Source organism: Streptomyces sp. STR69 (genome assembly GCF_024519455.1).
Classification (GTDB): domain Bacteria; phylum Actinomycetota; class Actinomycetes; order Streptomycetales; family Streptomycetaceae; genus Streptomyces.
On sequence record NZ_JALJRY010000018.1, the window covers coordinates 48455 to 73376 of the forward strand.

Genomic DNA, 24922 nt, shown 5'->3' on the forward strand with positions numbered 1-24922 from the left:
ATCGCGCCGGGACCGACAGCGGGCCGGATCGTGACATCGCGCCCGATAGACATTGAGGGAGACCACGTCAGATGCCCCGTCAGCACGACACTTCCAGTAGCGAGGCAGGAGACGGCGCGCCGCACGCCGGCTCGGCACCGCCCGCGAACGCGTCCCCGGTGGTCATTCGCCGGGCCGTGAGCATGACCGCCGCGGCGGCGGAGCCGGGTGCCGCCCTGGCGCCGCGTGGCCCGGAGCAGGGCAGGACACAGAGCCGGGACACCGCCACGGCCGCCGTCGAGGAGGCCACAGCCTCAGCTGTGGCAGCCCCGGCCTCCGCGCCCTCGCCGGTGACACCGGAGCAGGCCCCTTCGACGACCCAGGAGGAGCCGCCCGCCGCGGCCTCCTCCGTTCGCGAGGACACCGCCGATGCCGACGATGAAGCCGGGGGGATGCCGTCGGGCGCCGGCAGCGCCGAGGCCGAGGCAGTGCTGCCATCGTCGGGCGATCACACGGCCGAGAGCGAGCGCATACGGCCGCCTTCGGGCGGTCCGAGGAAGCCGCTCCTGGCCGCCGCGGCGATCGTCGGAGCGATACTGATCGCGGTCCCGCTTCTGCTGTTCGGACACGACGACAAACCGCAGCACGTCGTCCGTACGGACGCCACGGGCGGCGGCACGGTCCTGACCGGCGAGCCCAGCGGCCTGCCGGCCGGCGGTACCTCCGAGTCGCCCACGGCCTCGCCGTCCCCCAAGAAGAGTGGCCCTTCGAAGAAGCCCGCGGCGCACGGGGCAGCGGCTTCCACGCCCACCTCGTCGCACCATGGCAAGGCCGCCACCACGGCGAAAGCCACCACCGCAGCAAAGGCCTCGACCACGACATCACACGGATCCGGCTCGTCGGCCGCACCGGCTCCGGTTTCCCACGCCCTGGTGGTCCAGGCCTCGGGGAAGTGCCTGAGCCGCGGTGACGGGACCGAGGGCACACAGTTGTTCCAGGCCACGTGCGACGGTTCCGCGGACCAGCAATGGCAGATCCGATCGGACGGGACGATCCGCTCGTCCGGGAAGTGCATGACCGTGGCCGGGGGCGCGACCGACGACCGCACCGAGATCCAACTGTCCGGCTGTGCGGGCATCGCCGCCCAGCGGTTCGGCCTCGACGGTACGAAGCTGCTGGCCGCCGCGTCCCAGAAGTGCGTCGACATCTTCGGGGGAGCGACTGGAACGGGGGCGGTCCTCTGGGAGTGCAACGGGAGGGACAACCAGATCTGGACGCTTCGATGAGAGTTCGCCGAGATCGGCGGCGGCTTCACAGCCCGTCGGGACGTCAAGGCCACCGATGCCAACGCCATCGCCCTCACCAAGGTGACGGACGGCGTGGAGGTCTTCGAGCCGGGCTGGGACGACCTCGACAAGAACCTCACCGCCTACATCAACGGCTGGAAGCCGGCCACCGGCCTGACCCGCCCCGCTCCACCGCAGCGCCCCTGACACCCCAGGGCGCTGCCGTGCTCTGCATCCGCAGACCGCCGGGTCGTCGCGATGATGAACCGTGCCGAAGGTAGAACCAGAACCGGCCGCCTCAGTGACCTCCCCATGCACGCCACCGACACCGCCGGTGCGCATGGTCCTCGCCGAGGAGGAGCACGCCAGGAGGCGGAACTGGACTTCCTGCCGGTCTTCCACGGTGTCGACCACCTCGCCGGCGCCGTAGATCTCCTCACCGCCGCCCCGGCGGGCCACACGAACCGAAGTACGCGGTGCCCCACCTCCACGCAGCCGCCGAAGTCCTGCTCAAGGCCCGCCTCCAGCAGGAACCCAGGAGCGTGGTGTTCGACGACCCGCGCCGGACCAACCGAGGTCCTTCGAGTCGGGGAACTTCCAGAGCTGCACGGGTTGGCCACCCGTACGTCATTCGGACATTCGGACGCTGCGACTTGGTTACGGATTCCCCGCGTTCTGGTAGCTGTGCGGTGAGCTGGTCATGATGGGCGCATGACGTTGGCCGCGCGTGCGTTCACACAGCTGGCGACTTGGCCCGATCTCGCCGAGGTGAAACCGAGCTGCGGCATCGGCCGTGCACTCGCCTCGGCCCACGGCGAGATCGCGCACTTCCATTCCGACACGGACGTTGACCTGTACCTCACGGCCAGGGCCATCCGGCGGTTCGAAGAGCACCTCACGGGCGCCTCCGCCGTCCGGCTCGTGCCTGGCTCACATTGGGTGACGCTGCGCCTGGACGTCTCCGCAGACATCGACCTGCTCATGACCCTGGTCAGTCTCGCCTTGCAAGCTCACCAGGCATGGCCGGTTCCAGGCGACGGCCCACGCGCACGGTGCAATGATCAACACAGCGGGACACTTCCGCGTGAGAATCTCAGCGGAAGCTGAGTGGCGCCCTTCCAGACAGGTGACAACGTGGCGGACCAGGCACGCGAAGAAGACGCCATTCGCGGAATCGTGGAGCGCCTGAAAAACGCCTTCAGTGCGACCCACAGCCCGGCCGAGGTCGAAGCAGCCGTAGCCAAAGCTCACGCCTCGTTCGTCGACAGGCCTGTACGCGAGTTCGTCCCCGTGCTGGTCGAACGCCAGGCACGGAGCATCCTCGACAATCATCCGGCTGACAACGCATAGCCAGAAATCTGTAGACGACCTCCAGACTTCATCGCCCCTTGCGCCCCCGCTGACCACCGACCGGTGAACCCGAGGGCCAACCATGAGCGAGCGCTGGCCACCCACCTGCCGTTCTTCAGCCCTGCCTGGCCGACTATTGCTGTTCCCGCCAGGCCGCCAGCCGCTGGCGTGTCTCCCAGCACAGGTGACTGGCGTGGTGAGAGACCGGGTGCCATGTCCGAGCCGCAGCTGGCATCCGCGCCGGGGCGACAAGGATCCAAGACGGGGAAGTGAGACCTGTCAGGACCGGACAGTCCCGAAGACGTCAATTGCCGCGTCCGAGACCGGTCCATTTCATCCGTCGTCCCACGGGCAGCGACAGACCCCTGATGGAGTGTCAAGCACGCCTGTCCACCGGCTGTCCACCGGGACCCTTCGCACGGGCCCACTCCATTTCTCCCGAACAAGCAAAAGGCCAGGTCAGAGACTTAAGATCGCCTACGCCAGCACAGAAACCACACCCCTGACCTACGCATTACGATGTGTAGACCACGCATGCCCGATTGGCCCAGATTCCAAGGTCATCCGAAACACAAAACCCCAGGTCAGAGGCCTGACCTGGGGTTCACCATGGAGCCGCCTTCGGGATTCGAACCCGAGACCTACGCATTACGAGTGCGTTGCTCTGGCCATCTGAGCTAAGGCGGCGCGCTGTCCACACCATGGTGCGATCAGCAACGTCGGAAAGTCTACACAGTTTCTGGGGGTGCTCCGTACACCCCCCGGCAGCACCCCCGACCGCAGCCGCGCCGACGCTACGAGCAGCGCTTTCCCTCCGTCGGCGGGGTCCCGCGGAGCAGATACGTGTCGATCGTGGAGTCGATGCACGTGCTGCCGCGGCCGTACGCGGTGTGGCCGTCGCCGACGTAGGTCAGGAGGCGGGCCGAGGAGAGCTGGCGGGCCAGGGACTGGGCCCAGCGGTACGGGGTCGCCGGGTCGCGGGTCGTGCCGACGACCACGATCGGGGCGGCGCCCTTCGCCTCGATGCGGTGGGGTTCGCCCGTCGCCCTGACCGGCCAGTACGCGCAGTTCAGGGACGCCCAGGCGAGGCCGTCGCCGAAGACAGGGGACGCCTTCTCGAAGGCGGGGAGCGCCTGCTCGACCTGACCGGTGGTCGAGAACGCGGCCGGGAGGTCGAGGCAGTTCACGGCGGCGTTGGCGAACATCAGGTTCGAGTAGCGGCCGTCGGCGTCCCGCTCGTAGTAGCTGTCGGAGAGGACCAGCAGACCCGCGCCGTCGTTCTCCTTCATCGCCGACGTCAGCGCCTCGCGCAGCTGCGGCCAGGCCGCCTCGTCGTACATCGCCGCGATCACGCCGGTGGTGGCGAGCGCCTCGCCGAGCTTGCGGCCGTCCGCGTCGCCGGTGGGGATCGGGTGCGCGTCGAGTTTGCGGAAGAAGGCCTTCAGGTTCGTGCCGACCTTGGCGGGTGTCGTGCCCTTGGCGCCGAGCGGACAGTCGGTCTGCCGTACGCAGTCCTTCGCGAAGGACTGGAACGCCGTCTCGAAGCCCGCCGTCTGGTCGAGGTTCATCCGGCGCGCGGGGAGGGAGGGGTCCATCGCGCCGTCCAGGACGACACGGCCGACCCGGTCGGGGAACAGTCCCGCGTACGTCGCCCCGAGGAACGTGCCGTACGACGCCCCGACATACGTCAGTTTCCTGTCCCCCAGTACCGCCCGCAGGATGTCCATGTCCCGGGCCGCCTCGACCGTGGAGACATGGCGCAGCACGTCGGGCGAGTGGGCGCCGCAGCCCTCCGCGAACTTCTTGTACTCGTCGACGAGTCGGGTGGTCTCCCGCTTGTCGTCGGGGGTGGTGTCGGTCTGCGTGAACGTGTCCATGGCCCGCCCGCCGAGGCACTCGACGGGCTCGCTGCGGGCTACGCCCCGGGGGTCCATCGCGACCATGTCGTAGCGGGCGCGGACCGTTGCCGGATAGCCGATCCCGGCGTACTGCTGCAGATAGCCGACCGCCGAACCGCCCGGCCCACCCGGGTTCACCATCAGCGAACCGAGCGGCTTGCCCTTGCCCGTGGCCTTCTTGCGGGCGACCGCGAGCCGGATGTCCCCGGCGGTGGGCTTGGCGTAGTCCAGCGGCGCCTTCATCGTGGCGCACTCGAAGCCGGGGACACCGCAGGTGCGCCAGCTGAGCTTCTGCCCGTAGTACCGCGTGAGCGTGGACGGCGTCGACTGCGGCAGCGCGGCCAGCACCACGGCCGCGGCCGGACTCGCCGCTGTCGTCGAACTCCCCGAGGAGCACGCGGAACACGCGGACACGAGGAGCGCGGCTACGGCGAGGAGCGTGCCGCCGGTCCGACGGCTTCGGCGGGCCCGACCGGGCCGACTGGGTTGGCGGAGGGAGCGCCTGATGTGCATCAGGCGATCGTAACGTTGCGCAACCAATTGAACGCCCTGTGTGCATAATCCACCTCGGACGAGTTACGTCGTCAACCTCACACCCGAAGGATCAGCCCGCTCTGAGTGCCAAGGTCATCGCCTCCACCGCGAGCAGCGGCGCCACATTCCGGTCGAGCGCCACTCTGCACGCGCCGATCGCGTCGATACGGCGCAGCGTGGACTCCGGGGAACCGGCGCGGGCCAGCCGCTCCAGGGCGTCTTCGGCGTCCATGTTGGCGATCGCCACCCGCGAGCCGAGCTGGAGGGCGAGGACGTCACGGTAGAACGCGGTGAGGTCGGTCAGCGCGAGATCGAGGCTGTCGCGCTGCGTACGCGTTCTCCGGCGCTTCTGCTTGTCCTCCAGGTCCTTCATCACGCCCGCCGTGCCCCGGGGCATCCGGCTGCCCTGGCCGCCGCCCATCGCCGCCTTCATCTCCTCGGTCTCCTTGCCGTCCACCTCCTCGGCCAGCTGCTTGGCGTCCTCCGCGGCGGCGTCGACCAGCTCCTGGGCGGCCTTGAGACAGCCCCCTACGTCGTCGACGCGCAGCGGCAGCTTCAGCACGGTGGCCCGGCGCTCGCGCGCGGCCGGGTCCGTGGCGAGGCGGCGGGCCCGGTCGACATGGCCCTGGGTGGCGCGCGCGGCAGCCGCGGCCACGGCCGGTTCGATGCCTTCCCGGCGTACGAGCATGTCGGCCACGGCGTCCACGGAGGGCGTCGTCAGGTTCAGGTGGCGGCAGCGGGAGCGGATCGTGGGGAGGATGTCCTCGATCGAGGGGGCGCAGAGAAGCCAGACCGTGCGGGGGGCGGGTTCCTCCACAGCTTTGAGGACGGCGTTGGCCGACTTCTCGTTCAGCCGCTCGGCGTCCTCGACGAGGATGATCTGCCAGCGGCCGGTCGCCGGCGAGGTGAACGACTTGCGGACCGTGTCCCGCATGTCGTCGGCGAGGATCTGGGTGCCCACGGCGGCGACCGTGGTGACGTCGGCGTGGGTGCCGATCAGCGCCGTATGGCAGCCGTCGCAGAAGCCGCAGCCGGGGCTGCCGCCGAGCGCGCGGTCGGGGCTCACGCACTGCAGCGCGGCGGCGAAGGCCCGCGCCGCCTGGTTGCGTCCCGCGCCGGGCGGGCCCGTGAACAGCCAGGCGTGCGTCATCTTCGACGCCTCCGGCGGGGGCGTGCCGGTGGTCGCCGCGGTGACGAAGGCGTCGGCGTCCCGAGCGGCGGCGTCGAGTTGCTCGCTCACCTTCTCCTGACCCACCAGGTCATCCCACACGGTCATGGGTCACCGGCCCTTTCGTCACGCTTCGGGTTACGCGATCCATTGTGCGGGCCACCACTGACAACGAGGACCGAGGGCAGTCAACGAGAGCTGCCAGGGGGAGTACGGAGCCGCCCCCGCCCGCCGCCGTCAGCCTCTGCGCCCCCGGCCACGGCCCCGCCCGCGACCCGTGTCGTCGTCCGGGTCGAAGTCGCCGGCCTCGTGCGGGCCGAGCAGTTCGTCGGCCAGTGAGGGCAGGTCGTCCAGCGGAGTCTCCTCGGCCCAGTCGGAGCGCGGCCGGCGTCGGGGTGTGCCCTGCTCGTCGACCTGGGGCAGTTCGCGGGTGCGGTCCTCGGTCCGGTCGGCCCGGCCGGTCGGACGCTCGTCGCGGAAGAAACCTTCGGGTACCCGGTCCGACGCGTTCTCCCCGCGCACCGGCGGCAGCACCGCGGTCTCGTCCGCGGCACCGACCGGCGGCAGCACGGCTGTCTCGTCGGCCGCACCGGACGGAACGGGCGGCAGTACGGCCGTCTCCTCGGCGGCGGACACCGGCGGCAGAACCGCCGTCTCGTCCCCGGCACCCGCGGGAGCGGGCGGCTGCGGCAGCTCCGCCGTCGTCTCGGAGTCGCGCGCCTCGGAGTCACCGGACACCGACCGCAGTACGGCCGTCTCGTCCCGGGAGTCGGAACCGGAAGCCACCGGCCGCAGCACGGCCGTGTCGTCCGCCGACCGCCCACCGGTACCCGCGCTCGCACCCGGCGCCTTCACGAACGGCGTCTGCACGGTCGACGCCTCGGACCTGACCTCCGGAGCGGCGGGAACCGCCGGAGCCGTCGGCTGCCGTACGGCCACCTCGGCGGCAGCCGCCGCCTCGGCCGCCAAGCGGCGTGCCTCCTCGGCCGCGAGCAGTGCCGCCTCGGCCTTGCGCTGCTTCTCGCGGCGCCGCTCCTCGGCCTCGGCGCGCAGCCGGGCCTCCTCCTCGGCCTGCTTGCGCAGCCGGTCGGCCTCGGCCCTGCGGCGGGTCTCCTCGGCGGCGCGGGCCTCCTCCTCGGCGAGGAGGCGGGCCTTCTCCTCCTCGGCACGCCTGCGTGCGTCCTCGGCGCGCTGGCGGGCCTCTTCTGCCTGCCGTTCGGCCTCTCGGCGCTGGGCCTCCTCCAGCTCGCGCCGCTTGCGCTCCTCCTCCTCGGCGCGCAGCTGGGCGAGCCGCTCCTGGCGCTCGCGCTCCAGGCGCTCCTCCTCGGCCTTGCGGGCGGCCTCTTCCTCGGCCTTGCGGCGGGCCTCCTCCTCGGCGGCCTTGCGCGCCTCCTCCTGGGCCTTGATCTCGGCCTCGGAGAGCGGCAGGACCGTGTCGAGGCGGTGCCTGATCACGGTGGTGACGGACTCGGGCTCCTGGCCGGCGTCGACCACCAGGTAGCGCCCGGGGTCGGCGGCGGCCAGCGTGAGGAAACCGGACCGCACACGCGCGTGGAACTCGGCGGGCTCCGACTCCAGTCGGTCCGGCGCCTCCGTGAACCGCTCGCGGGCGGTCTCCGGGTCGACGTCCAGCAGGACGGTCATGTGCGGGACGAGTCCGTCGGTCGCCCACCGGTTGATGCGGGCGATCTCGGTCGGGGAGAGGTCCCGGCCGGCGCCCTGGTAGGCGACGGACGAGTCGATGTACCGGTCGGAGATGACAACCGCGCCGCGCTCCAGCGCGGGCCGCACGACGGTGTCGACGTGCTCCGCGCGGTCGGCCGCGTAGAGCAGGGCTTCCGCGCGGTGGGACAGTCCCGCCGACGACACGTCGAGCAGGATCGACCGCAGCCGCTTGCCGACCGGGGTCGCCCCGGGCTCGCGGGTCAGTACGACCTCGTGTCCCTTGCCCCTTATCCACTCGGCGAGGGCTTCGGCCTGGGTGGACTTCCCGGCACCGTCGCCGCCCTCCAGGGCGATGAAGAAGCCGGTGGTCGCGGGCACGGTGTCCGGGTCGTCGCCGCCGAGCAGCGCGTCCCGCAGGTCGTGCCGCAGCGGTACTCCGGAGCGGTCGTCGACCTTGGCCAGCACCAAGGCGGCGACCGGCAGCAGCAGTGCGCCGACCAGCATCAGTGTGAACGCGGCACCGCCGTGCGCGAACACGAACTTGCCGTTCTCCAGGCGGTGCGGGCCGATCAGCGCGGCCACCAGGGGGGCGATCAGCGCGCCGAGCGCCACGGAGACCCGTACGACCGCGTGCAGGTGCTCGGTCGTACGGGCCCTGCGGTAGTCCTCGGCCTCCTGGTCGAGGAGGGTGTGCCCGGTGTTGGCGGCCACGCCCGCGCCGATGCCGGCCAGCGCGACGATCAGCAGCACGGTGGTGACGTCCGGGACCAGGCCTGCGGCGAGCAGTGCGATGCCGGTGAAGGCGATCGCGAGCGTCAGCAGTCGGCGCCGGGACAGCGTGGGCAGCAGGGCGGGCGCCGTACGGATGCCGACCACGACCCCGCCGGTCAGTCCGAGCACCAGCAGCCCGAAGGTCACCGGACCGCCGTGGAGGTCCTTGGCCTGGAGCACGGACACGGCGACGGCGGCGGAGATCGCCCCGGCAACGGCCGCGCAGGCGACCACGAGCAGCGCGATCGCGCCTGTACGGCCCTTGTCGACGCCGGTGCCCGTCCTGGGGCGGCGCAGTCCTTCGAGCGGCGACCGCGCGCGCGGGGTGCGGATTCCGGGCAGTTCCAGGGCCGTCAGCACGGAGAGGGACGCGGCGAACAGTCCGGCGGCGACGTACGAACCGAGGGCGGCCTGGTGCTGGGCGAACCAGGCGACGCCCGTGCCCAGCAGGTTGTTGAGCAGCGCGGCCACGACGAGGGCGGCGGCGGCGAGGGGGATCGCCACGAAGCTCGTGCGCAGCGACAGCCGTCGTAGGGCGTCCATGTGGTCGGGCAGGGGCCGGACCGTGGCGCCCTCCAGCGGCGGGGCCGGCAGCAGGGCGGGGGCCGCGCTCTCGCGGCACACCGTCCAGAAGCGCTCGGCGACTCCGGTGACGAAGGCGGTCACCAGGAGCAGCGCCAGTGCGTTGTCCGGAGTCCAGTCGATCCACAGGGGGGCGACGATCAGCAGCGCGGCCCGCAGACCGTCCGCGCCGACCATGGTCCAGCGCCGGTCGAGGGGGCCGTCCTGCGCGGTGAGCGAGCTGAGCGGGCCGAGCAGCACCGCCCCGAAGAGCAGCGTCGCCAGGATGCGCGCCCCGAAGACGGCCGCCACCGCGAACGCCACACCCCGATAGCCACCGCCGAACGAGCCCTGGGCGATCGCCGATTGGAGGGCGAGCACGACCAGGACCAGCAGAGCGAGGGTGTCACCGACACCCGTCACGAACTGGGCGCTCCACAACCGCTTGAGCTGCGGCTGGCGCAGCAGGGCGCGGACGGCACGCTCGCGGGAGTCCGCGACAAGGGCGTCGTCGGGGGCCGGCTGGTGGGCCGTTGGCTGCTCGGCTGGCGTCATGCTTTCAGCCTATCGGCAGCCACCGACATCGAGCCGCGCCCGCCCGGACCTGCGCACACCCCGACACCAAAGTGATGCCGGGGCGTTCGTTTCGAGACCTTGCGGTGCAGGAAGCGTGCGCGCCTCAAGGCTCGGCAACAGCGCGTCAGTCCTCGGACGTCACCTTGGAGGTGGCCGTCTTCTTGGCCGTCGCCGTCTTGGCGGCCGTGGTGGTCTTCTTCGCGGCCGTGGTCGTCTTCTTGGCGACGGTCTTCTTGGCCGTCGTCGTCTTCTTGGCGGGTGCCTTCTTGGCCGCGGTCTTCTTCGCCGGGGCCTTCTTCGCCGTCTTCTTGGCGGGCGACTTGGCCCGCTTCTCGGCGAGCAGCTCGTAGCCGCGCTCCGGGGTGATCTCCTCGACGCTGTCGCCGGACCGGAGGGTCGCGTTGGTCTCGCCGTCGGTGACGTACGGCCCGAAGCGGCCGTCCTTGACGACGACGGGCTTCTCGCTGACCGGGTCCACGCCCAGTTCCTTCAGCGGCGGCTTGGCGGCGGCCCGGCCGCGCTGCTTGGGCTGGGAGTAGATCTCCAGCGCCTCTTCGAGGGTGATCGTGAAGAGCTGGTCCTCGGTCTGCAGCGAGCGGGAGTCCGTGCCCTTCTTCAGGTACGGCCCGTAGCGCCCGTTCTGCGCGGTGATCTCCACGCCCTCGGCGTCCTTGCCGACGACGCGCGGCAGCGACATCAGCTTGAGGGCCTCGGCGAGCGTCACCGTGTCGGGGGTCATCGACTTGAACAGCGAGGCCGTACGCGGCTTGACGGCGTTCTTGCCGGTCTTCGGTGTGCCCTCGGGGAGCACCTCGGTGACGTAGGGGCCGTAGCGTCCGTCGCGGGCGATGATCTGGTGGCCCGACTCGGGGTCGGCGCCCAGCTCGAAGTCGCCGCTCGGCTTGGCGAGCAGCTCCTCCGCGAGGTCGACCGTCAGCTCGTCGGGGGCCAGGTCCTCCTGTACATCGGCGCGCTGGTGGTTCTCGGAGTCCTTCTCGCCGCGCTCCACGTAGGGGCCGTAGCGGCCGACGCGCAGCATGATGTCGTTGCCGACCGGGAAGGACGACACCTCGCGGGCGTCGATCGCGCCCAGGTCGGTGACGAGTTCCTTGAGTCCGCCCAGGTGGTCGCCGTCGCCGTTGCCTGCCTCGGCGGCGCCCGTCGCCTCGCCCTCGCCGAAGTAGAAGCGGCGCAGCCACGGCACGGCCTGCGCCTCGCCGCTGGCGATGCGGTCGAGGTCGTCCTCCATCTTGGCGGTGAAGCTGTAGTCGACGAGCCGCCCGAAGTGCTTCTCCAGGAGGTTGACCACGGCGAAGGACAGGAAGGACGGCACCAGGGCCGTGCCCTTCTTGAAGACATAGCCGCGGTCGAGGATGGTGCCGATGATCGACGCGTACGTCGACGGGCGGCCGATCTCGCGCTCTTCGAGCTCCTTGACGAGGCTGGCCTCGGTGTAGCGGGCCGGGGGCTTGGTGGCGTGCCCGTCGACCGTGATCTCCTCGGCGCTGAGCGCGTCACCCTCGGCGACCTGGGGCAGCCGGCGTTCGCGGTCGTCCAGCTCGGCGTTCGGGTCGTCGGCGCCCTCTACGTAGGCCTTCAAAAAGCCGTGGAAGGTGATCGTCTTGCCGGAGGCGCTGAACTCGGCGTCCCGGCCGTCGGAGGAGGTGCCCGCGATCTTCACGGTGACGGAGTTGCCGACCGCGTCCTTCATCTGGGAGGCGACGGTCCGCTTCCAGATGAGCTCGTAGAGCCTGAACTGGTCGCCGGTCAGGCCGGTTTCGGCCGGGGTGCGGAAACGATCACCCGAGGGGCGGATCGCCTCGTGCGCCTCCTGGGCGTTCTTGACCTTCCCGGCGTACACGCGCGGCTGGGCCGGCAGGTAGTCGGCGCCGTACAGCTGCGTCACCTGGGCGCGGGCGGCGGTGACGGCCGTCTCGCTCAGGGTCGTGGAGTCCGTACGCATGTAGGTGATGTAGCCGTTCTCGTACAGCTTCTGCGCGACCTGCATGGTGGCCTTCGCGCCGAAGCCGAGCTTGCGGCTGGCCTCCTGCTGGAGGGTCGTCGTACGGAACGGGGCGTACGGCGAGCGTCGATACGGCTTCGACTCGACGGACCGGACGGCGAAGTCGGTGTTCTCCAGGGCGGCGGCCAGCGCGCGGGCGTTGTCCTCGTCCAGGTGGAGGGTGTTCGCGCTCTTGATCTGCCCCAGGGAGTCGAAGTCGCGGCCCTGGGCGACCCGCTTGCCGTCGACGGCCTGGAGGCGGGCGACGAGGGACGACGGGTCGCTCGCGTCACCTGCCCGGCCGGTCCCGAAGGTGCCGGTCAGGTCCCAGTACTCGGCGGAACGGAACGCGATGCGCTCGCGCTCCCGCTCGACCACGAGCCGGGTGGCGACGGACTGGACACGGCCGGCCGACAGGCGCGGCATGACCTTCTTCCACAGGACCGGCGAGACCTCGTAGCCGTAGAGGCGGTCGAGGATACGGCGGGTCTCCTGGGCGTCGACCAGGGGCTGGTTGAGGTCGCGCGGGTTGGCGACGGCGGCGCGGATCGCGTCCTTGGTGATCTCGTGGAACACCATGCGCTTGACCGGGACCTTGGGCTTCAGGACTTCGAGGAGGTGCCACGCGATGGCCTCGCCCTCGCGGTCCTCATCGGTGGCGAGGAAGAGTTCGTCGGAGTCCTTGAGGAGGTCCTTGAGCTTCTTGACCTGGGCCCGCTTGTCGGCGTTGACCACATAGATCGGCGCGAAGTCGTGGTCGACGTCCACACCGAGGCGGCGCACCTCACCGGTGTACTTCTCAGGCACCTCGGCGGCGCCGTTGGGAAGGTCACGGATGTGCCCGACGCTCGCCTCGACGACATATCCGGGGCCGAGGTAGCCCTTGATCGTCTTCGCCTTGGCAGGGGACTCGACGATGACGAGTCGGCGGCCGCCGTGTGCGGTCTCGCTGGTCGGGGACAACTTCGCTCTTCTCTCCGGTCGACGCTGGGGCCTCCCCCGAAGCCGCTCGCCCCGGGGTCGGGTCATGGTGACGCTGCGGAGTGTGACGGTACATCCCGCCCCCGTGTCAAACGGGAAAAGCCCGCAACGGCCACTCGAACGGTAACCCGACTACCGCCATTCCTGCCGCCCGGAGTCCCCACCGGCCTTTTCGGGGCGATCCGGAGGGTGATCCCCCGGTTACCCGCGCGCCGACTCGGCCGCGGTGCTCAGACGTGCAGGAAGCACCAGGTTCCGAGGAGGAGCGCGGCGAGTGAGACGACGCTCGCGAGGGTCGCCGATGCGACCGGGTTCACACCCTGGGCGACGGGTTCGCGGTGCCGCACCCTCACCACGGTCCACAGCAGCAGCGCGCCTCCGAACAGGGCGAACACCAACCCCGCGAAGATCGCCGGCCCGCTCTCCATGCGTGTCCCCTCCCGACCCGGATACCCCGGTCCGGGAGGCTGGCAGCCGTGGGCGACGGACAGACCAACCCCCGGTGAATTCCCGGCGCACAGCCCTCAGGCGGCCGTGCCCGAGGACGATATCGCCCCGGTCGTCCTGGAGTGGTCCGCCTGGCCCACCGTGCACACGACCGAGTTGAATCCGGCCTTCCAGTTGTTCTCGTCGGACAGATATCCGTAGACGGAGCGGTCCGTTCCGGGCGCCCAAGTCGACTCGAACTTGTTGCCGCACAGCTTGTTCCCCTGCTGCAGCGCCTCCTCGAACGCCATCGTCTTCGGAGCCGTCACGAAACCGATCACCTGGTCGGTGTGCTCGTCGGCGCAGTCGGTCAGGGTCGCGGTGAAGTAGGTCTTGTGGTCGACGTACAGCCAGCAGTCGCCGACGCTCATCTCGGTGGTCCACACGTTCGCCCCGGTGTCCCGGAAGCGCCCTATCTCGCCGCCTATCGGCACATGACGGCCGAGTACGAGACACGCCGTACCGCCCCCGGCCGCCCCGAAGCCCGCCTGTGTCGGCGTGAGGGCGTAGACGTCCGCGTCGGCCAGGGAGTCGGCCGCCGCCTTCGCCTTGCCCGCGCACCGCTCGGCCCCGTGGTCGCGGGCGTCGGCGAAGTCGCTCGCCGTGTCGACCGCCATCACCTGGCCGTCCGGCACGTCGTGCGCGCAGCTCACCACCCCGAGGTTGGGCCGCGACCGGAACGCCGTCCCGGTCCACACCACGTGCACGCAATCGCCGGTCTGCAGCGCCTTCTTGAGCCCGACCTCCTGGCCGTACGGATACTCGGAGCCCGTCGGCGACGACACGGAGGACGACGCGGACGGGGACGCCTTCTTCGTCGCCGCCGTGTCCTTGCCGCCGGTCAGCGTGGTCACCGCCCACACCCCGCCGGCGATCACCAGCGCGACGGCCACCACGAGGGCGACGACCGCCGCGACCGGCTTCCGCCGTCGCGGTCCACCGCCCGGCGGACCCGCCGCGTGCCCCGGGCCGCCCGGATACGTCGGCCCCTGACCGCCCGCGTACGGCGGCGGGACCGCGCCGCCCTGGTAGGGCTCCTGCCGGGCACCGGGATAGGCCCCCTGGTAGGACATCGTGGGGCTGTTCGCGTACGGATTCCACTGGCCGTACGACCCTCCCGAACCGGCCTGCCCCTGCGGGGCGTACGGCGACGCGGCGCCGCCCGGGGTGTTCGGCGTGTTGGGGGTGTTGGGGGTGGGCGGTGCGCCCGGGGTCTGGGGGACGCCCGGGGTGTTCGGGGTGCCCGGAGTGGGCCGTCCCGCGGGCGTGAAGCCCCCGAGAGCGGCTGCGGGCCGGTCACCGTACGGCGCGGGGCTCTGGTGGGTGGCCCCGGGACCACCGCCTCCCGGTGTCGGGGGGCCGTAGGGACCACCGCCCACGGCGTATCCGGGCGGCCCGCCCTGGAGCTGCCCCGGATGTCCGCCCTGGATCCGGCCCTGGGGTCCGCCAGGGACGTGACCCGGCGGCCCGAAGTCGGAGTTGCCCGCAGGTCCGAAGTCGGCGTTGCCCGGCGGGCGTTCGGGGGTGGACCAGCCGCCCGGTGCCGGGCCGAAACCCTCCGGCATCGGTGTGTGCCCCGGTACCGGACCGGCCGACAGCGCGACCCGCTCCAGGCCGTGTGCCGCCGTCTCGGGTGTCGACCTCAGTACCGGGTCCTTGACCAGCAACCCCTGGAGCACGGGCGCCAGTTCGCCCGCGCGGACGGCGGGCGTGGGCTCCTCGCCGAGCAGGGCCGTGAGGGTCGCGTAGTCGCCGTGGCGGTCGAAGGGGCCGCGGCCCTCGACGGCGGCGTACAGCGTGGCACCCAGGGAGAACAGGTCGGCGGCCGGGGTGGGCGGCTCGCCGCGGGCCCGCTCCGGGGCGAGGTAGCCGGGCGTGCCGAGGATGCCGGCGGTGGCGGTGAGCCGGGGTTCGCGGGACTCGGGCTGGAGCGCGATGCCGTAGTCGGTGAGCAGCACGCGCGCGTACGGATCGCCCGAAGCGTTCGGTGCCAGAAGGATGTTGGCCGGTTTCACATCCCGGTGCAGGATGCCGATGCGGTGTCCGGCGGTGAGCGCGTCGAGGACGGCGAGGCCGATACGGGCGACCTGTGCGGGCGGCAGTGGCCCGGAGCGCCGGACGACCGCCTGGAGGTCGACGCCGTCGGGGACGTACTCCATGACGATCCAGGGCAGGCCCTCGTGGATCACCACGTCGTGCACGGTCGCCACATGCGGGTGGCCGCGCAGCCGGGCGGCGTGCCGGGCCTCGCTGCGGGCCCGCGCGATGCGGTGCGCGGGCTCGCTCGCGTCCCTCGGGACGTCCGGCAGCGAGATCTCCTTGATCGCGACCTCGCAGGCCAACTCCTCGTCGTACGCGAGCCATACGCGGCCCATGCCGCCCGCACCGAGCGTGCGCAGCAGTCGGTAGCGTCCGTTGACGATCCTGCCTTCACCCTGCTCCGGCGTATCCCCGGCCATCACGCCTCCCCCGAGACGGCGCGCCTCCCCCGAGGACGCGTGGAACCTGTCTCCGAAGGTAGCCTCGCACCCGCCACTGACAAGAGGGCCTTTCCGTACCAATCCCACCGATCCCGCCGGGCGGGGACACAGGCGGCTCAGTGGTGCGGACAGGCCTCAGGCGTGACGGACGCGGGCGCGGCGCGAGGCGGGACGAGCGGCGAACCGGCCGCCGGGGGCGGTCAGTCGACGGGCTCCAGGAACCCCTGCTCCACCAACAGCCGGATCTGCGCGGGCGTCCGGTCCCGGAGCAGCACCGGGTCCTCGCCCACGAGTTGGGCGATCGCGTCGAGGATGCGGCCCGCGCTCAGGCTGCCGTCGCAGACGCCGGCGAAGCCCGCGCCGACCGTGTCGACCTTGGTCGCCCGGCGCATCCCGCGGTGCTGGCGCAGCACGACGTGCTCGGGGTCCTCGGCGCCGGGCAGACCGACCTGTTCCTGGATGACCTCGGCGGCGAGCCTGAAGTGGGCGGCGAGCAGGGCCGCGTCGTCGTGGGCGCGCAGATGGTCGACGCGGTCGAAGTGCGCGCGCACGGTGTCGCCGAGCGGCTGCTCGACCGGGTGCGGCCACTCCTCGACGGTGATCGAGGGGGCGTCAGAATCCGTCCTGCGCAGCGTGATCCAGCCGAAGCCGACGGCCTTGACCTTGCGCGCCTCGAACTCGTCGAGCCACGCGTCGTAGAGCGCCTCGTACGCGGCCGGGTCGCCCCGGTGGTCGCCGGCGTCCCTGAGCCACAACTCGGCGTACTGCGTGACGTCCTGGACCTCGCGCTGAACGATCCACGCGTCGCATCCGCGCGGCACCCATGACCTGAGCCTGTCCTGCCAGTCCTCCCCCTCCACGTGCTGCCAGTTGGCGAGGAACTGCGCGAATCCGCCCTCGCGCAGTCGATCCCCCGCCTGCTGAACGAGCGACCGGCACAGATCGTCCCCGCCCATCCCGCCGTCGCGGTAGGTCAGTCGGGCGCCCGGCGAGATCACGAAGGGCGGGTTCGAGACGATCAGGTCGTACGTCTCGTCGTCGCGGACCGGGTCGAAGAGGGAGCCCTCGCGGAGGTCGGCCGCCGGTGCGCCGGAGAGCGCCAGGGTGAGCGCGGTGATGTGCAGGGCGCGCGGGTTGACGTCGGTGGCCGTCACGCGCGTGGCGTGCTGTGCCGCGTGCAGCGCCTGGATGCCGGAACCGGTGCCGAGGTCGAGTGCGGTGGCCACCGGCGTCCGTACGGTGATGCCCGCGAGGGTCGTGGACGCGCCGCCCACCCCGAGGACGACGCCTTCGTCCCGGCTGCCGATGCCGCCCGCCCCGCCGACCGCGCATCCCAGGTCGGACACGATGAACCAGTCCTCGCCGCCGGGCCCGCCGTAGGGCCGTACGTCGACGGTCGCGGCGACCTCGTCGCCGCCCACGGACGTCAGCCAGCCGCTCTCCACGCACGCGGCGACGGGAAGGACGTCCCGCACGCTTGCGTGCGGGACGGGCTGCTGGAGCAGGAACAGGCGGACCAGGGTCTCCAGCGGGGTGTCGTCCCGGGTGGCCCGGAGGGCCGGCACGGTCTCGCTGCGGGCCAGCGCCGCGTAGGCGGGGGCGCCGAGCAGATCGAGCAGTCCGTCGGCGGTGAAGGAGGCGCCGAGCAGGGCGTCCCGGAGCCTGGCGGCGACCTCCGGGCGGTCGGATGCGGGCAGGGTGGGCAGGGTGGAGTTACTCACGCCCCCATTGTGGCGGCTCCGGCCGACAACGTGCCCGTGCGTGCGAAGGCCCCGGCACGCACGCGTACCGGGGCATCTTTCAGTCACTGAAAGATCGCTGCCTACAGGAGGCGCCGTTCACCGGGCGGGGTCAGGTGGTCCCGGTCGAGGCCGACGCGGACGCCGACTTGCAGGCTTCCTGCTTCGTCATCGCCTTGCCGACATCGCCCTCTTCGAGGGTCTTCAGGGCGTCGTTCCCGCTCGTGCTGAGCTTGTCCAGCGAGGTCGCGATGCCCTTGAGACCGTCCGCGAACTTCGCCTGGTCCTTGACGTCGAGCCCGTCGACCTGCTTCTTCAGGGCGGCGTACGACGCGGAGATGTCGTTGAGCTCCTTGACGGCGTTCTGCTGCTTCGTCGCGCCGTTGTCGACGTCCGGCGCCCCGGCGGAGTTCACGGCGGCCCCGATCGCCTTGTAGGCGTCGGACATGTCCTGGAAGGCCTGCGAGTCGGTCTGCCGGACCTGCGCCGGGGTGCTGTTGTCCGAGGTCTCCTTCTGGATCGCCGTGTTGGCGGCCTCGATCTTCTTCGCCTGCGGCTGCACCGCGACGCAGACCTGCTTGGCCCAGGCGTCCAGCTTGGCGTCGCTGTCGTCGCCGCTGCCGCCGCATCCCGACAGCGCCAGTACCAGTACCGCACCGCCGGACAGTGCGGCCGCGAGCTTCTTGTTCACCGGATTGGTCCCTTCCATGGCTCTCGGCCCCGGAACATACACGGCGCACAGGCCGTGCCTCTGAGCCCGTGGACCGATAGGAGAGCTTTTGGGACCATTTGCACCAAGCGAGAGAAGGCTCACGGCGAGGGCCTGAACACATACAGAACGGGCGGGCGGCGCCCACAACTCGCGCCGCCCGCCCGCCGGTTGAGCAGGGCCTCGTAAGACCCCCCGAACCGGGCCCCGTAGGACCGCCTACGAAACCACCGCGGGATCCGCCTTCTTGGTCACCCGCTCGGCGTCGTCCTCGTCCCCCACGGCGATTCCGCGCCGCTTGGAGATGTACACCGCGACGACGATCACCAGGAACGCGAGCACCGCGATCGCGATGCGCACCCCGGTGTTCTTGTCGTCGCCGTAGCTGAACTTGATGACCGCGGGCGCGATGAGCAGCGCGACGAGGTTCATCACCTTCAGCAGCGGGTTGATGGCCGGTCCTGCGGTGTCCTTGAACGGGTCGCCGACCGTGTCACCGATCACCGTGGCGGCGTGGGCCTCGCTGCCCTTGCCGCCGTGGTTGCCGTCCTCGACGAGTTTCTTCGCGTTGTCCCAGGCGCCGCCCGAGTTCGCGAGGAAGACCGCCATCAGCGTGCCGGTGCCGATCGCGCCCGCGAGGAACGAGCCGAGCGCGCCGACCCCGAGCGTGAACCCGACGGCGATCGGCGTGAGCACGGCGAGCAGGCCCGGCGTGGCCAGTTCGCGCAGCGCGTCCTTGGTGCAGATGTCGACGACGCGGCCGTACTCCGGTGTCTCGGTGTAGTCCATGATCCCGGGGTGCTCGCGGAACTGCCGCCGCACCTCGTAGACCACGGCCCCCGCGGACCGCGAGACCGCGTTGATCGCCAGCCCCGAGAAGAGGAAGACGACCGCGGCGCCCACGATGAGGCCCACCAGGTTGTTGGGCTGGGAGATGTCCATCATCAGGTTGAGCGGCGCGCCCGGCCCGGACAGTTTCTCGCCGACGTCCTGTGCGCCGGTCGTGATCGCGTCCCGGTACGACCCGAAGAGCGCCGACGCCGCCAGGACGGCGGTGGCGATGGCGATGCCCTTCGTGATGGCCTTGGTGGTGTTGCCCACCGCGTCCAGGTTGGTGAGCACCTGCGCGCCCGCGCCCTCGACGTCGCCGGACATCTCGGCGATGCCCTGCGCGTTGTCGGAGACCGGCCCGAAGGTGTCCATGGCCACGATCACGCCGACCGTGGTGAGCAGTCCGGTGCCGGCCAGCGCCACCGCGAACAGCGCCAGCATGATCGAGGCGCCGCCGAGCAGGAACGCCCCGTAGACGGCGAGACCGATCAACAGGGCGGTGTAGACGGCCGATTCGAGGCCGAGGGAGATGCCCGCGAGGATGACGGTGGCCGGACCGGTGAGCGAGGTCTTGCCGATGTCCATCACGGGACGGCGGTTCGTCTCCGTGAAGTAGCCGGTCAGCTGCTGGATCAGCGCGGCGAGCACGATGCCGATGGCCACGGCGACGAGCGCGAGGATCCGCGGATCGCCGTCCTTGACCTTGATCGCCGCGTCGGTGACGCCGTCGAGGTCGGCGTACGACGACGGCAGGTAGACGAAGACCGCAACCGCCACCAGCACGAGCGAGATCACCGCGGAGATGAAGAAACCCCGGTTGATCGCGGACATGCCGCTGCGGTCGGACCGGCGTGGCGCCACCGCGAAGATGCCGATCATGGCGGTGATCACACCGATCGCCGGCACGAGCAGCGGGAAGGCGAGCCCGGAGTCGCCGAAGGCCGCCTTGCCGAGGATCAGCGCGGCGACCAGCGTCACGGCGTACGACTCGAAGAGGTCGGCCGCCATGCCCGCGCAGTCGCCGACGTTGTCGCCCACGTTGTCGGCGATGGTCGCGGCGTTGCGCGGGTCGTCCTCCGGGATGCCCTTCTCGACCTTGCCGACCAGGTCGGCGCCGACGTCTGCGGCCTTGGTGAAGATGCCGCCGCCGACCCTCATGAACATGGCGATGAGGGCGGCACCGAGGCCGAATCCCTCCAGCACCTTCGGCGCGTCGGCCGCGTACACCAGCACCACGCAGGAGGCGCCGAGCAGACCGAGCCCCACCGTGAACATGCCGACGACGCCGCCCGTGCGGAAAGCGATCTTCATGGCTTTGTGCGAGACGGCGGTGAGATCCTTTTCGGGCTCACCCTCCGCCGGAGTCGCTTCCCGGGCCGCCGCGGCGACACGGACATTACTGCGTACGGCGAGCCACATGCCGATATAGCCGGTGGTCGCCGAGAACACCGCGCCGATCAGGAAGAAGATCGATCGTCCGGCGCGCTGATTCCAGTCGTCCGCGGGCAGCAGCAGAAGCAGGAAGAAAACGATCACGGCGAATACGCCGACCGTGCGCAACTGCCGTCCCAGATAGGCGTTCGCGCCTTCCTGGATCGCCGTCGCGATCTTCTTCATGCTGTCCGTGCCCTCGCCGGCCGCGAGCACCTGGCGGACCAGGATGCCCGCGACCACGAGCGCCGCCAACGCCACGCCGCCGATCACCATCACGAGGATGCGGTTGTCGTGGGTCAGGACTGCGGCTGCGATGGTTGTGGGGTGGTCAAACTGCTGAGGGGTAGAAAGCCCCGCCATTCGTCCTCCTTGACGCCTGTGCTGAGCTCAAGATGTGGACGGATTGTAGGTACCGGAACCTGATCAAAACAGTGCGCGGCAAACGGAATTGGCCTTCGCATAGTAATGCCTTAAAAGCATTGGCGCTTGATCAAATTGTCGGCGGATTGATCGTGAATGAATTCACGAAAACGCTGTACGCGATCACTGTACGGCTGTCACCCGGGGCCGGACATGCCGAAGGGCCCTACTCAGTAGGGCCCTTCGGGGTAATGATATTGGGGCGGAACGGCTCAGAACTCAGGAGAGCGTCGTGGCCGGCGGCGTGGTCGGCCAGGTCATACGGATCGATCCGCCGTGCTCCCCCGCGGTGACCTCGACGTCGTCAACGAGCCCGCTGATGACAGCGAGACCCATCTCGTCCTCCTCGGTCTCCGCGTCCGGATCCTCGCCCAGCGCCCCGGGCGCCTTGTCGCCGGGAGCCGAGCGTGGTGCCTCGTCGCCGACCTCGATGGAGAACTGCTTCTCCTCCTCGATCAGCAGCACCTTCACCGGGGCGGTGATCCCACTGCTCTGGTGCAGCCCGACGGCGCGGGTGCAAGCCTCGCCGACGGCGAGTCTCACCTCGTCGAGTACGGCCTCGTCCACTCCGGCCCTGCGCGCCACCGCTGCCGCCACCAGTCGGGCGGTCCTGACGTGCTCGGGCAGCGCGCTGAAGCGGAGTTCAACGGTGGCCATGCATCCCCCTCGGGACTACGGGCGTGCTGTCGGAGGGCCGGGCTGCCGAAAGCCCGGTCCACCGGTCGTCTATACGGCCGATCGGGGAGCGGTCGTTCACCGCTCCCTGAACGGTCGGTCAGTCGGTGGCCGCCACCGCTTCCTCGACCGAGGTGTGAATCGGGAACACCTTGGTGAGGCCGGTGATACGGAAGATCTTCAGAATGCGCTCCTGGTTGCAGACCAGGCGCAGCGAGCCCTCGTGGGCACGCACCCGCTTCAGGCCGCCGACCAGCACACCGAGCCCGGTGGAGTCGAGAAAGTCGACGCCCTCCATGTCGACGACGAGGTGGAAACTCCCGTCGTTCACCAGCTCGACCAGCTGTTCGCTCAACTTGGGCGCGGTATATACGTCGATTTCTCCACCGACCTCGACGACCGTACGATCGCCGACGGTACGGGTCGACAGGGACAGGTCCACGGATCCTCCAGCACCTTGCTATCGAGCGGTCATCCCATGGGACACCTCGGCAGAGCCCCCAGGACGGTTCGCCAGCCGCGATGGCATTCAATCACTTACCGCAGGGCGTGCACGACGCCTTGGCTCCATTGTCCGTCACGCCAGTGACACACTCGGTGCCGATGGCCAAGAATCAGCGATCCGATCGACCCTCGGCGAACCCCGTGTCCGGGCTCTCGCCGAGCACGGTTCTGGACCGGCTCGCGTCCGGACCGAGCCGGGCTTCGCGCATCACTCATACGGAGCACTTGCCCCCACGTGCGGGCCGCCATGCCGTCTGGCCTGACCGGATTCGTGCGGAGGTGATCGCCACCGTCCAGGAAGCCGGTATCGAACACCCCTGGGCCCACCAGGCACAGGCCGCCGAGCACGCCCTCGACGGCGAGTCAGTGATCGTTGCCACAGGCACCGCCTCGGGCAAGTCGCTGGCTTATCTGGTACCGGTCCTCTCGACGCTCCTCGACGGCTCCGAGGCACCGAACGGCCGCGGCACCACCGCCCTCTACCTGGCCCCCACAAAAGCCCTGGCAGCCGACCAGCTCCGCTCTGTGAAGGAACTTTCACAACCTCTGGGCAATGCCGTTCGCCCGGCCGTGTACGACGGCGACACTCCGTTCGAAGAGCGCGAGTGGGTTCGTCAGTACGCCAACTACGTCCTGACCAACCCCGACATGCTCCACCGGGGCATATTGCCCTCGCACCCGCGCTGGTCCTCCTTCCTGAAGTCCCTGAAGTACGTGGTCATCGACGAGTGCCACACCTACCGGGGCGTCTTCGGCTCCCACGTCGCCCAGGTACTGCGCCGCCTGCGCCGCCTCTGCGCCCGCTACGGCTCCTCCCCCGTCTTCCTCCTCGCCTCCGCGACCGCCGCCGAGCCCTCGGTCGCCGCCCGCCGCCTCACCGGCCTCCCTGTGGTCGAGGTCGCCGACGACGCCTCACCGCGCGGCGAGTTGGTGTTCGCCCTCTGGGAGCCCCCGCTCACCGAACTGCACGGCGAGAAGGGCGCCCCGGTCCGCCGCACGGCCACCGCCGAGACCGCCGACCTGCTGACCGACCTCACCGTCCAGGGCGTCCGCTCGGTGGCCTTCGTACGGTCCCGGCGCGGCGCCGAGTTGATCGCGCTGATCGCCCAGGAACGCCTCGCCGAGGTCGACCGCTCACTGGCCCGACGGGTCGCCGCCTACCGCGGCGGCTACCTCCCCGAGGAGCGCCGCGCCCTCGAACGCGCCCTCCACTCCGGCGAGTTGCTCGGCCTCGCCGCCACCACCGCCCTCGAACTCGGCATCGACGTCTCGGGGTTGGATGCCGTCCTGATCGCCGGCTACCCCGGCACCCGCGCCTCCCTGTGGCAGCAGGCGGGCCGCGCCGGACGCTCCGGCCAGGGCGCCCTGGCCGTCCTGGTGGCCCGCGACGACCCCCTGGACACCTTCCTCGTCCACCACCCGGAGGCCCTGTTCGACCAGCCGGTGGAATCCACGGTCCTGGACCCGGACAACCCGTACGTCCTGGCCCCGCACCTGTGCGCGGCGGCGGCAGAACTACCGCTGACCGACGAGGACTTGGAACTGTTCGGCCCGGCCACGGCGGACCTGCTGCCGCAGCTGGAGGCCGCGAAACTGCTCCGCCGCCGGGCGAAGGCCTGGCACTGGACGCGCCGGGAACGGGCCGCCGACCTCGCCGACATCCGCGGCGGGGGCGGCAGGCCGGTCCAGATCGTCGAGAACGGCACGGGCCGCCTGCTGGGCACGGTCGACGAGGCCGCCTCCCATGCGACCGTCCACGAGGGCGCGGTCCACCTCCACCAGGGCAGCACCTACCTGGTGCGCTCCCTGGACCTGGAGGACTCGGTGGCCCTGGTCGAAGAGGCCAACCCTCCCTACTCGACGGTCGCCCGCGACACCACGGCGATCTCCGTCCTGGAGACGGACATCGAACTCCCCTGGGGCCAGGGCAGGTTGTGCTACGGCTCGGTCGAAGTCACCAACCAGGTCGTCTCCTTCCTCCGCAGACGTGTCATCACCGGTGAAGTACTCGGCGAGTCGAAACTCGACCTCCCTCCTCGTACGCTCCGCACCCGCGCCGTGTGGTGGACGGTCACCGAGGACCAGCTCGACGCCGCCCGCATCAACCCCGAGATCCTCGGCGGCGCCCTGCACGCCGCCGAACACGCCTCGATCGGCATGCTCCCCCTCTTCGCCACCTGCGACCGCTGGGACATCGGCGGAGTGTCGGTACCGCTGCATCCGGACACGTTGCTGCCCACGGTCTTCGTCTACGACGGCCATCCCGGCGGCGCGGGCTTCGCCGAGCGCGCCTTTCACACCGCCCGCGCCTGGCTCACCGCCACCCGCCAGGCCATCGCCTCCTGCGAGTGCGAGGCCGGCTGCCCGTCCTGCATCCAGTCCCCCAAGTGCGGCAACGGCAATGAGCCGTTGCACAAACGGGGGGCGGTGCGGTTGCTCACGGAGCTGTTGCGGGAGGCACCGGTGCCGGAGGGAGCGGTGCGGGTTCCGGAGGCAGAACCGGTCCCGCAGGTCCCGCCCGTGCCCTGACCTCCGCCGCGAACGGTCCCCGGCCCGCCGCCGCCGTCACGTCCGACGTCTCCCCCACGACCGCGCACCGCACCAACCGCGTCCCCTGGGCCCGCGCCACCCGCTCCGCCCGGGCGCAGGCCCCCGTGCCGCCCTCCGCCCAGTGGTCGGCCGCCGCGAGGGCCGCGAGATCCGCGCCGCCGGCCGCGCGATGCCGGGCCACGACGGCCTGCCCCAGGGCGAGCACGATGCCGAACACGACACACATCACGGCCATCGCACCGAGGCTCCACACGGTGGCGGACCCACGGTCCGAGTCCCGGCCCGAGTGACGGAGTCTCATGCACCCCGGAGCGGGCATACGA

16 protein-coding genes, 1 tRNA gene and 1 pseudogene are annotated in these 24922 nt (G+C 70.8%); 5 read left to right on the forward strand and 13 right to left on the reverse strand.

Features of this window, described 5'->3' with window-relative positions; all coding sequences use genetic code 11:
* Positions 1 to 182 precede the first annotated feature (182 nt).
* From OC490_RS30250 to OC490_RS30265, 4 genes and pseudogenes are all read left to right on the forward strand, one after another.
* Positions 183 to 1265 carry an RICIN domain-containing protein gene (locus OC490_RS30250; protein WP_262061332.1) on the forward strand — a complete coding sequence of 361 codons (1083 nt, stop codon included), beginning with the start codon at positions 183 to 185 and terminating at the stop codon, positions 1263 to 1265.
* Positions 1266 to 1472, forward strand: a pseudogene (locus OC490_RS30255) (hypothetical protein); the annotation flags it as partial.
* A gap of 504 nt (positions 1473 to 1976) precedes the next feature.
* The gene (locus OC490_RS30260) at positions 1977 to 2372 is read left to right on the forward strand and encodes a luciferase family protein (protein WP_262061197.1); all 396 of its coding nucleotides are present in this window, start codon (positions 1977 to 1979) and stop codon (positions 2370 to 2372) included.
* 27 nt (positions 2373 to 2399) lie between these two features.
* Positions 2400 to 2615 (forward strand): three-helix bundle dimerization domain-containing protein, encoded by a 216-nt coding sequence (locus OC490_RS30265; RefSeq protein ID WP_262061198.1) that lies wholly within the window; start codon positions 2400 to 2402, stop codon positions 2613 to 2615.
* A gap of 610 nt (positions 2616 to 3225) precedes the next feature.
* On the opposite strand, the gene OC490_RS30270 is transcribed toward OC490_RS30265, so the two are convergent.
* The 12 genes from OC490_RS30270 to bldG form a co-directional block, all read right to left on the reverse strand.
* Positions 3226 to 3302 (reverse strand) — tRNA-Thr (locus tag OC490_RS30270).
* Between the two features lie 107 nt (positions 3303 to 3409).
* Positions 3410 to 5026, reverse strand: coding sequence for an alpha/beta hydrolase (locus tag OC490_RS30275; protein WP_262061199.1), 1617 nt, complete (start codon positions 5024 to 5026; stop codon positions 3410 to 3412).
* Between the two features lie 91 nt (positions 5027 to 5117).
* Positions 5118 to 6323, reverse strand: a complete 1206-nt coding sequence (locus OC490_RS30280; protein ID WP_262061200.1) for a DNA polymerase III subunit delta' — start codon at positions 6321 to 6323, stop codon at positions 5118 to 5120.
* A 129-nt stretch (positions 6324 to 6452) separates the two neighbouring features.
* The gene (gene tmk, locus OC490_RS30285; protein ID WP_262061201.1) at positions 6453 to 9767 is read right to left on the reverse strand and encodes a dTMP kinase; all 3315 of its coding nucleotides are present in this window, start codon (positions 9765 to 9767) and stop codon (positions 6453 to 6455) included.
* 145 nt (positions 9768 to 9912) lie between these two features.
* Positions 9913 to 12753: a type I DNA topoisomerase gene (gene topA, locus OC490_RS30290; RefSeq protein WP_262061202.1), complete on the reverse strand. Its 2841-nt coding sequence runs from the start codon at positions 12751 to 12753 to the stop codon at positions 9913 to 9915.
* A 248-nt stretch (positions 12754 to 13001) separates the two neighbouring features.
* Complete coding sequence (locus tag OC490_RS30295; protein WP_262061203.1) at positions 13002 to 13199, reverse strand: hypothetical protein; 198 nt, start codon at positions 13197 to 13199, stop codon at positions 13002 to 13004.
* A gap of 96 nt (positions 13200 to 13295) precedes the next feature.
* The gene (locus OC490_RS30300) at positions 13296 to 15716 is read right to left on the reverse strand and encodes a serine/threonine-protein kinase (RefSeq protein WP_262061204.1); all 2421 of its coding nucleotides are present in this window, start codon (positions 15714 to 15716) and stop codon (positions 13296 to 13298) included.
* Between the two features lie 221 nt (positions 15717 to 15937).
* The gene (locus OC490_RS30305; protein ID WP_262061205.1) at positions 15938 to 17458 is read right to left on the reverse strand and encodes a class I SAM-dependent methyltransferase; all 1521 of its coding nucleotides are present in this window, start codon (positions 17456 to 17458) and stop codon (positions 15938 to 15940) included.
* Between the two features lie 130 nt (positions 17459 to 17588).
* On the reverse strand, positions 17589 to 18185 hold the full coding sequence (locus tag OC490_RS30310; RefSeq protein ID WP_262061206.1) for a small secreted protein: 597 nt from the start codon (positions 18183 to 18185) through the stop codon (positions 17589 to 17591).
* 219 nt (positions 18186 to 18404) lie between these two features.
* On the reverse strand, positions 18405 to 20810 hold the full coding sequence (locus OC490_RS30315; protein WP_262061207.1) for a sodium-translocating pyrophosphatase: 2406 nt from the start codon (positions 20808 to 20810) through the stop codon (positions 18405 to 18407).
* Between the two features lie 279 nt (positions 20811 to 21089).
* A complete protein-coding gene (locus OC490_RS30320; protein WP_093627589.1) occupies positions 21090 to 21527 on the reverse strand; it encodes an ATP-binding protein in 438 nt (145 codons plus the stop codon).
* 118 nt (positions 21528 to 21645) lie between these two features.
* Positions 21646 to 21987, reverse strand: a complete 342-nt coding sequence (gene bldG, locus OC490_RS30325) for an anti-sigma factor antagonist BldG (RefSeq protein ID WP_262061208.1) — start codon at positions 21985 to 21987, stop codon at positions 21646 to 21648.
* An 80-nt stretch (positions 21988 to 22067) separates the two neighbouring features.
* Here bldG and OC490_RS30330 point away from each other — a divergent pair, with 80 nt between their 5' ends.
* Entirely contained in the window at positions 22068 to 24578 is a 2511-nt protein-coding gene (locus OC490_RS30330) for a DEAD/DEAH box helicase (protein WP_262061209.1), read from the forward strand.
* Here the strand turns inward: OC490_RS30330 and OC490_RS30335 are convergent.
* Positions 24487 to 24918 carry an Rv3654c family TadE-like protein gene (locus OC490_RS30335; protein ID WP_410099151.1) on the reverse strand — a complete coding sequence of 144 codons (432 nt, stop codon included), beginning with the start codon at positions 24916 to 24918 and terminating at the stop codon, positions 24487 to 24489. The two genes, OC490_RS30330 and OC490_RS30335, sit on opposite strands and share 92 nt — an antisense overlap.
* Positions 24919 to 24922: the final 4 nt, after the last annotated feature.